The organism is Streptomyces sp. NPDC048411, assembly GCF_040704695.1.
Classification (GTDB): Bacteria; Actinomycetota; Actinomycetes; order Streptomycetales; family Streptomycetaceae; genus Streptomyces.
The window spans coordinates 1-7829 of the sequence record NZ_JBEZKL010000215.1 but is presented as its reverse complement, the minus strand read 5'-3'; the positions used below and the strand labels follow the sequence as shown (position 1 = coordinate 7829).

6 protein-coding genes and 3 pseudogenes are annotated in these 7829 nt (G+C 68.0%); 7 read left to right on the top strand and 2 right to left on the bottom strand.

Going from position 1 to position 7829, the window contains the following annotated elements:
• The first annotated feature begins 800 nt into the window (after positions 1-800).
• Positions 801-1379: a GNAT family protein gene (locus AB0915_RS37090; RefSeq protein WP_366695516.1), complete on the top strand. Its 579-nt coding sequence runs from the start codon at positions 801-803 to the stop codon at positions 1377-1379.
• A 651-nt stretch (positions 1380-2030) separates the two neighbouring features.
• On the opposite strand, the gene AB0915_RS37085 is transcribed toward AB0915_RS37090, so the two are convergent.
• Positions 2031-2207 (bottom strand): hypothetical protein, encoded by a 177-nt coding sequence (locus AB0915_RS37085; RefSeq protein WP_366695518.1) that lies wholly within the window; start codon positions 2205-2207, stop codon positions 2031-2033.
• A gap of 90 nt (positions 2208-2297) precedes the next feature.
• Positions 2298-2469: pseudogene (locus AB0915_RS37080) on the bottom strand (transposase); the annotation flags it as partial.
• Positions 2470-2991: 522 nt separating this feature from the next.
• Here AB0915_RS37080 and AB0915_RS37075 point away from each other — a divergent pair.
• The 6 genes and pseudogenes from AB0915_RS37075 to AB0915_RS37050 form a co-directional block, all read left to right on the top strand.
• A complete protein-coding gene (locus AB0915_RS37075; RefSeq protein ID WP_366695514.1) occupies positions 2992-3291 on the top strand; it encodes an SDR family NAD(P)-dependent oxidoreductase in 300 nt (99 codons plus the stop codon).
• 48 nt (positions 3292-3339) lie between these two features.
• Positions 3340-3531: pseudogene (locus tag AB0915_RS37070) on the top strand (DUF6204 family protein); the annotation flags it as partial.
• Between the two features lie 279 nt (positions 3532-3810).
• Positions 3811-4269, top strand: coding sequence for a MarR family transcriptional regulator (locus AB0915_RS37065; RefSeq protein WP_366695512.1), 459 nt, complete (start codon positions 3811-3813; stop codon positions 4267-4269).
• A 276-nt stretch (positions 4270-4545) separates the two neighbouring features.
• The gene (locus AB0915_RS37060) at positions 4546-5556 is read left to right on the top strand and encodes an ABC transporter ATP-binding protein (protein ID WP_366695510.1); all 1011 of its coding nucleotides are present in this window, start codon (positions 4546-4548) and stop codon (positions 5554-5556) included.
• Positions 5553-6401: an ABC transporter permease gene (locus AB0915_RS37055; RefSeq protein WP_366695508.1), complete on the top strand. Its 849-nt coding sequence runs from the start codon at positions 5553-5555 to the stop codon at positions 6399-6401. The genes AB0915_RS37060 and AB0915_RS37055 overlap by 4 nt, the downstream gene beginning before the upstream one ends.
• 515 nt (positions 6402-6916) lie before the next feature.
• Positions 6917-7829, top strand: a pseudogene (locus tag AB0915_RS37050) (hypothetical protein); the annotation flags it as partial.

Below are 7829 nucleotides of genomic sequence, written 5' to 3'. Positions count from 1 at the left end.
AGCCGACCTGAGACGAACGTACTTACAACCCCATTACCTGTCATATCGGACAGATCCATGGCGTCGCATCACAGGGCCGACCGGGTGTAAACACCCCACCCGCACACCCCTCATCACAACCTGACCGACCGTCAAATAACAACAAAATAAGCCTCTCTAGCACACGATTAGCCCACTCGAGCGACAATCCCCCACCCCCTCACCCACCCGGCAGCACCCCACCTCAACCCACCACCCCGAACAAGCATCACCCACCACCCCCAACACCCTGAACAACCATCACCCAACCCAGCCAACACACCCTCACCGCCCCAACCCCGCCACACCCGCACCCCCACCAACCGACATAACGGCGGCGCACACCCCCGCGACGCCCCCTTCGATGTCCAGCCGCGCGGCCATATCCGCCGTAGCAAAGTCCGCCAACAGCTCCCGAAGAAGTGGCCAAGGTTCCCGGGCAAGCCGTCGCCACCTCTCCATTCCCGCCCGCGCCACTTGGGCTGTCCTCGCCCCCGCAGCAGTCAGCAAAGTTCAGGACCTCTGGCCGCCAACGCATGAGCAGCACTCACGCAATGAAGCGACTACGGCCTTGCCGACTACCACTGGGAGGCAAGTTGTCCACTGATGGGCCGTCGGCACGTCGCCGGGGATCGTGACGGACGAACCGCGGGAGCGAATCGAGCGGCTGCCCCCCGAAGCGGGAGCACAAGTTTGGCCACCCGGACCGGCGTGGGACGTCGGACCGCCGAGGCCGCGCCACCGCAGACGCCCGTGAGCACATTCCTTCACAGTGTGTGCTGATGCCGACCCTTAATGGTGGCGATGTACGCGACATCCCCGGCAATGACGGTGCCGAGATGCGCCCGCTCGAGCCGTGGCGGGCCAAGGAGTTCCTGGCCCACATCGACCGAGGACGGGAGTTCATCGGGCGGCACAACGCACTCCCCGACGTCGTCACTGACCTGCGGTCGAGCCGGGCGTTCCTCCAGACGTACGCAGATAAGACCGCGGCCGATACCGGCCGGCTCTACGGCATCTGGATGGACAGCGAGTTGGTCGGCGCGGTCCTCTTCCGGACTATAGACGCCAAGCGCACCGCAGAGGCAGGCTGCTGGCTGGAGCCGTCGGCGGTGGGCAAGGGCCTGGTGACCCGGGCCGCGCGCGTGATAGTCAATTGGGCGATCGAGGAACGGGGCATCCACCGCGTGGACTGGTGGGTCTCGGCAGCGAATGAGGCCAATATCGCTGTGGCCAGGCGTCTCGGGATGACCAAAGACGGCGTGCTGCGGGAGAGCTACCTTTCCCGGGGGAAGCGGCACGACGAGGAGGCGTGGTCGGTGCTCGCGCCGGAATGGCAGGCAGGCAAGCAGACGTCTTGAGCTCCTCACACAAGGGGACGCGGGCGATGCCGGCAGATGCTCGCGCAGCCTGGGGCGAGGAAGGCTTGGTTGGATGTTGGCGCTGATCTCCCAGCGGATACGCAGGCTGCGGAACCGGTTCACGGAGTCGACCGAGGCCTGGGAGCGACAATCCCCCGCCAATCGTGACAGCATCCGACGAGTGAGGCCCTCCACCCCGGATTCATCACAGACCCGGGAGTCCGGCGATGATCTTGCCGCCCTTCCACGCCAAGGTCACTGGTCCGATCATGTCAGCTAAGCACGTCGCTCCGAAGATACGGTCCTTTGTCGCGTTCTCCGGGGTGACTGCCCCGCAGCCGTATCCCGGTTTGCTCGCGCGGCAGCAACCAACAGCTCGGTGAACGTGGCCACCCGGTCACCTGCAGTGGAGCTCGCGCCGCTGCGACTGAGCGCCATCTCGCCCGGCACCATCGACACCAACGCGTGGGACGGGCCGGACGAGAAGAAGGCCTCATTCGTGGCCAGCGCGCAGGCCGACGCCTCCGCCATGACCAGCACCTTCACGACCAGCGCCAGCCCGGCGGCCGACGACGGACAACCGATAGTCCAGCCGTTCCGGACGCCGCACGGCCCTCGACTCAACTCCGGGCACGGAATGAGCTCGGACGGCTACTCCTCGCGTTCATACTCAGCCTGCGCCCGCTTCTTGTCGAGTTCGTCCTGGGCGGCGCGGTAAATGTCGCTGACGACCTTGCGGACAGCCTGCGCATCGGACCCGGACGAGGCGTCCCGGATGCGGTCGGCCCATTCATCCACGTCATGCAGATTTTCCGATTTCTCACTCATATAACATTTGTACTCTTTTGAGGCTTCACTTGTCTCCCCTACCGTTAGGTGAAGCGGCAGCGGTGACCACCATCGACAGACCACGGCGACATAGACGGTGCCGTGGTTCGGGAAGTCGTGCGGGAGGCATTTCCAGGGAACTCCGGTGCGGTTGACGTACAGGATCGCGTTGAATGCATCGCATGTTCAACCGAGCTGGTCGGCCGGTGGGTCTGCGGTCGAGTCGGGCTTTCCTCCAGGCCGTCAATGTCGGTTCGATCAAGGCTCATCGGGCTTTGTACAGGTCGCTCGGGGACGGCTTCCGCTGGCTCACGGCACAGCGTTCGCACGGACGAGGCGGACGCTGTCGTCCCGTCGACGGTTCGGCGTTTCTGTGTGATTTCCCAGCCAGACGGACTCTCGACTGCAGAAGCGAGTGAAACGGGCACGCGAGCCGACGGAGCAGAACAGGCGGACGCTTCAATATCGCGTGAAATTCCGCAAAGAGAGTGGGCAGCCAAGCCGACCTACCGGAATCAACCTGCGTAAACGCCCTCTGGGAGGGAGTTTTGAGGGGCTTTCACTGAGCCTTTTCCAACCTCCCCGTGAGCAAGGCCGGTACAGCAAGCGATCTCGGCGATGCTCAGGGCTGCCTGTGAGTCGGAATGGGCGGGCCCGGTTTCCAGCCGCGGCTTGACTCCGAACATGTTCCGAGTTCCAGCGTCGGAGTCATGAGCGCTTCAACGATGCCGAAGACCACAGCCAGCGAGTGCGAGCGGGTCGTTCGCGGGACAGGGGTAATCCGATGAAGGTGCTGGTGACCGGCGGGACGAGCGGACTGGGGCTCGCCACGGCTTCCGCCCTGGCCACGGCGGGAGCGGCGGTCGCGCTGACCGGACGATCCGGCCGGCGTGCGAGCTCGGTCGCCGCCGGGCTGCCGGAGGCAGTCGGCATCGAACTGGACGCGCGAGACGAGTCGTCGGTGGCCAGGGTGGTCGACCAGGCGTGGTCGCGGCTCGGCGGCATTGACATGCTGGTGGACAATGCCGGGATCGGCATGCGCACGGTCAACCCGCGCTTCATGACGCACCCGCAAGGCTTCTGAGAATTGCCGGCCGGCGGCTTCCGTGCGGTGATCGAGACCAACCGACCGGCCCGGTCCGCCTTCACCTTCCGCTTCCTGGACTCGGGAGAGGCGGAGAAGGACATCCTGGCCGCGACCGAACGCGCCGAAGATGCGGCGAAAGGTTGGCTGACCGAGCGCAGCTACGACTACAAGGACCTCAGGTCCCAGGCCGAGGGCCTCTCCCAGGCGCCCCCGGGCAAACGGCAGCGCCGCGCTGCCGGCTGGAAGAACGGCCGATCCCGCAACACCGGTCCCGAAAGATCCTTCCCCGGCCCTCGGTGCTTTTCGCCCCTCGCCCGAGGAAAGCCTCGAGCAGGCTCGCTTCCCGCTGAAACGCCCCACCAGCGGGACTCGACAGCCCTCGCCCTGGCCCATGCCCCGGATGCGAGACCTGCTTCCGCAGCTCCCGGCCAGACGACAGCAGCTCTGCGGCAACTCGCTTCACTACTCCTTGACTACTCAATCAGCTGCTAAGGTTGAGTAGTCAAGGAGGTAGCAATGAGTGGTGCGCTGGATGCGTCGCTGCGTCTGGTGAGGGCGCAAGCGGCCCTCGTGAAGCGGTTCGACGCGAGCCTGGGGGGACTGCACGGCGTGAGCCTGGCCGATTTCACGGTGCTGCTGCGCCTGGGGCAGGCTCCCGGCGGTCGGATGCGCCGGGTGGACCTGGCCGAGGTGCTGGGGCTGACTGCCTCGGGGGTGACCCGGGGTCTGGCGCCGCTGGAGCGGATCGGGCTTGTAACGCGCGAGACGGATGCCCGTGACGGCCGGGTGGCCTACGCGGCCCTGACCGACACGGGCCGTGAGCGGCTGGCGGACATGCTCGCCACGGCCGAGCAGGTCGCCGCCGAGATCTTCGCCGCGCCCCTGTGGAGCAAGGAGGACATCGGCCTGCTGTCCGTCCTGTTGACCCGCCTCGGCGGCACCGGGCTCTCCGGTCACGGCACCGCTGCCTATTAGACCGACCGGCACATGGGAGGCGGCGTCGCGGGGCTGGGCACGCACTCCCCCAAGGCCTTGAGGGCCAGGGGGGACCCCCTCCGGCGTTGTCGTCAGTCAACAACTCTCCCACAGCCCTCAGGGCATGGGGGGACCCCCTCCGCGTTGTGCCTCCCTCCTCCGCCTTGCAGCTGCACGCACCCAGCCCAGCTCCTTCTCCCACCCCCCATGTGCCGGTCGGTCTTCATCCCTCACGCCCCCGACGGATGTCCCATCCGTGGAACCAGGAGTACTCACATGAATCCGACACCTGTCCATGCGCGGCCGGCTGCCCCGGCTGTCGCCTCGGCCGATGGTCCGACGGCCATCCGCACGGAGGGCCTGCGCAAGGTCTACCCGCGGGCGCAAGGCGATCTCGTCGCCGTCGACGGCCTGGACCTGACGGTCGAGCAGGGCGAGTTCTTCGGGCTGCTCGGCACCAACGGCGCGGGCAAGTCCACCACGATCGGCATGCTCACCACCCTGGTCACGCCCACCGCCGGGACGGCGTGGGTCGCCGGACGCGAGGTCACCGCCGACCCGGTCGGCGTGAAGTCACGCATCGGCGTTGTCTCCCAGGCCAACACCCTGGACGGCGCTCTCACCGTCATGGAGAACCTCGCCTTCCACGGCCGCTACTTCGGCATGCCCGCATCCGCCGCCCGGCGCCGCGCGCTCGAACTGCTGGAGCAGTTCGGCCTCGCCGACAAGGCCACCGCCAAGACCCACCAGCTCTCCGGGGGCCAGGCCCGCCGCGTCATGATCGGCCGGGCCCTGATGCACGTGCCCGAGGTGCTCTTCCTCGACGAACCGACCGCCGGCGTCGACCCGCAGGCACGCGACGACCTGTGGCAGATCATCGGGGCCCTGCACGCCACCGGCCAGACCGTCGTCCTGACCACCCACTACCTCGACGAGGCCGAGGCCCTGTGCCAACGCCTCGCCGTCATCGACCACGGACGCCTGCTCGCCTGCGACACCCCCGACGCGATCAAGGCATCCAGCGGCGCCCAGACCGTCATCGCCGTCCGCTACGACGCCGACGCCGCCCCAGCCGCCGACGCCCTCCACCACCTCCCCGGCGGCCCCCACGACGTGGACATCGACGGCCCGACGGTACGAGTCCGCACCACACACCCCGACGGGGTCCTGGGCCACCTGCTGCGAGCAGGGGCCACTGCGGACCTGACGGTCCGCGACGCCATCACCACACCCCCCAGCCTGCAGACCGCCTTCCTCACCCTGACCGGACGTGACTACCAACCATGACCACCCCCGCCCTTTCCACCACCACCCGCACCGCCCCCGTCCCTGTATCGTCCCGCCGGGCCGCCTGGCACGCCTACCTCGCGCTGACCGCCCGCGACCTCCATGTCCTCGGACGCAACCTGCCCGCCCTCCTCCTGCAGGTCGGCCTCCAGCCGTTGCTGTTCACCTTCGCCTTCGCGTACGTCATGCCCAGCATCGGCACCGGCCTCGGCGGCGCCACCTCGTTCTCCACCATCCTGCTGCCCGGACTGATCGCCAGCACCCTGACCCTGCAGAGCATCATGTCCGTCACCCGGCCCCTGGCCGCCGAACTCGGCCCCGGCCGCGAGATCACCGACCGCGCCCTGGCACCCCTGCCCGTCTGCGCCCTGGGCCTGCAGAAGATCACCTCCTCCGCGATCTTCGGCCTCGTCTCGTCGCTGGTCGTCGTTCCGATCGTGTGGCTCGTCCACGCCCCCGGCCAGGCCCCCCGCGCCCACATCGACAACTGGCCGCTCCTCCTGCTCACCCTGGTCCTGTGCGCGCTGCTCGCATCCGTCCTCGGACTCCTGCTCGGCACTGCCATCGACGCCTCCGCCTTCGGCGCCCTCCTCGGCCTGCTCCTGGCCTCGGCCACCATGCTCGGCTGCGTCTACTACCCCTGGACCGCCCTGCACACCATCCGCTGGGTCCAACTCCTCACCCTCGCCAACCCCCTCGTCTATATGAGCGAAGGCCTGCGCGCATCCCTTACCCCCTCCACCGGCCACATGCCCACCTGGGTCTACCTCACCGCGCTCACCCTCGGCACCGCCACCCTGGGCTACCTCGCCCTCCGCCGATTCACCCAGCGGGTCCAAACCTGACAGCACCCTGCTGCGGTCGATCTCGGATTTACCGCAGCAGGGCACCCACGCTGCATTCGACGCCCCTGCGGTGGCCTCGTGTGTTCGACCGGACGCGATCACCGCCATCGAGGGCGAGGTGTACGCATTTACCGCGACAGCGGTAGAAGGGCGGGCGAGGGTGGCGATCGAACGGGCGACCGCGCCGGAGACCGGGGCGCGCTCCGCCTTCCGCACGCCAGGGTCGTGCCCCTGGCCACCGGTCCGGCCACGTACGTCGCGGCGAGGGACCGGTCTCTGACAGCGGCGGGTATCTCAATGGGCTGGGAGCGGGTTTACCGGATCTCACTGACGAATGTGGGCTGGATGCTGGCCGGCGAGCCCACCCCGATCGGCCCTGCCCGGCGCAGAGCCAAACCCCCACTCTGGAGTTCGCCGCACTCAACGACCCCGACCTGCCGGAGCTGCTGGCCGAACTCGCCGCCGCCCGCGCAGACGAGATTGCCCCCGACACCGTCAACCGCGAACTCTCCGTCGTGCGCAAGGCGATCGGCTGGTGGCTACGGCAAGGCTGGATCAGCGCCGATCCTACGTTGGGCATCGAGCGGCGCCCCTCCCCGCCCGACAAGACCAAGGCACTCTCCTTCGCCCAGGTCGCCGCCGTGGGGCGCCTCGATACGGATCTGCGGGACAAAACGCTCTGGCGGCTCCTCCACGAGAGCGCGGCCCGAGCGGAGGAGGCGGTATGCCTGAACGTTGAGGACCTGGTCACTGCCGACAAGCGCGGGAAGATCACCGCCAAGGGAGGCGCGACCGAGTGGATCCACCGGCAGCCCGGCACCGCCCAGTTGCTGCCCCGTCTGATCGCCGACCGCACCCGGGGCCCACCGTTCCTCACCGAGCGCCGTGCACCCGGGAGCACCCCCAATCTCGGTGTTTGCCCCGCCACCGGCCGAGCCCGGCTCTCCTATCGCCGGGCCGAGGAGATCTTCGAGGAGACAACCCAACGGCTCGCCAACCCGCTCGCCCGGCCCGAGCAGTGGGCCGCCGTCCACGGCTTCACACTCCGCCGCTGGTGGCACAGCGCGCTCACCCATGACGCGGAGAGCGAAACCAGGGGCCATGGGCCGACGACGCCCCGGATACCGAACCGCCTCAGGTTTGGCGCGAGCCAGAATTCCCATCATTTCGTACAACGGCGGCTTCCAGGCATGCCGATCCGATATGGACCCGCCGGATCCATCATCGTCCAGCGCCTGGCGTGCGACGTCGCACGCAATGACTACAACGCACTGCTGGCGGGCGGCACCTTGGGGTGGTGTGCGTGGGTGTGGCCGTGCGGTTCTGGGTGTCGGCCGGGGACTGTCTCCGCATGCCGGAAACCCCGGCCCGATTCCGACGGGCCGGGGTTTCCTTATGACGCAAGCGGCTCTGTCAGTACTCGCCCTC

What these genes read in the sequence shown, in the direction of transcription:
- AB0915_RS37090 (WP_366695516.1), top strand. Translation starts at nt 801, where the DNA reads ATGCCGACCCTTAATGGTGGCGATGTACGCGACATCCCCGGCAATGAC.
- AB0915_RS37085 (WP_366695518.1), bottom strand. Translation starts at nt 2,207, where the DNA reads ATGAGTGAGAAATCGGAAAATCTGCATGACGTGGATGAATGGGCCGAC.
- AB0915_RS37075 (WP_366695514.1), top strand. Translation starts at nt 2,992, where the DNA reads ATGAAGGTGCTGGTGACCGGCGGGACGAGCGGACTGGGGCTCGCCACG.
- AB0915_RS37065 (WP_366695512.1), top strand. Translation starts at nt 3,811, where the DNA reads ATGAGTGGTGCGCTGGATGCGTCGCTGCGTCTGGTGAGGGCGCAAGCG.
- AB0915_RS37060 (WP_366695510.1), top strand. Translation starts at nt 4,546, where the DNA reads ATGAATCCGACACCTGTCCATGCGCGGCCGGCTGCCCCGGCTGTCGCC.
- AB0915_RS37055 (WP_366695508.1), top strand. Translation starts at nt 5,553, where the DNA reads ATGACCACCCCCGCCCTTTCCACCACCACCCGCACCGCCCCCGTCCCT.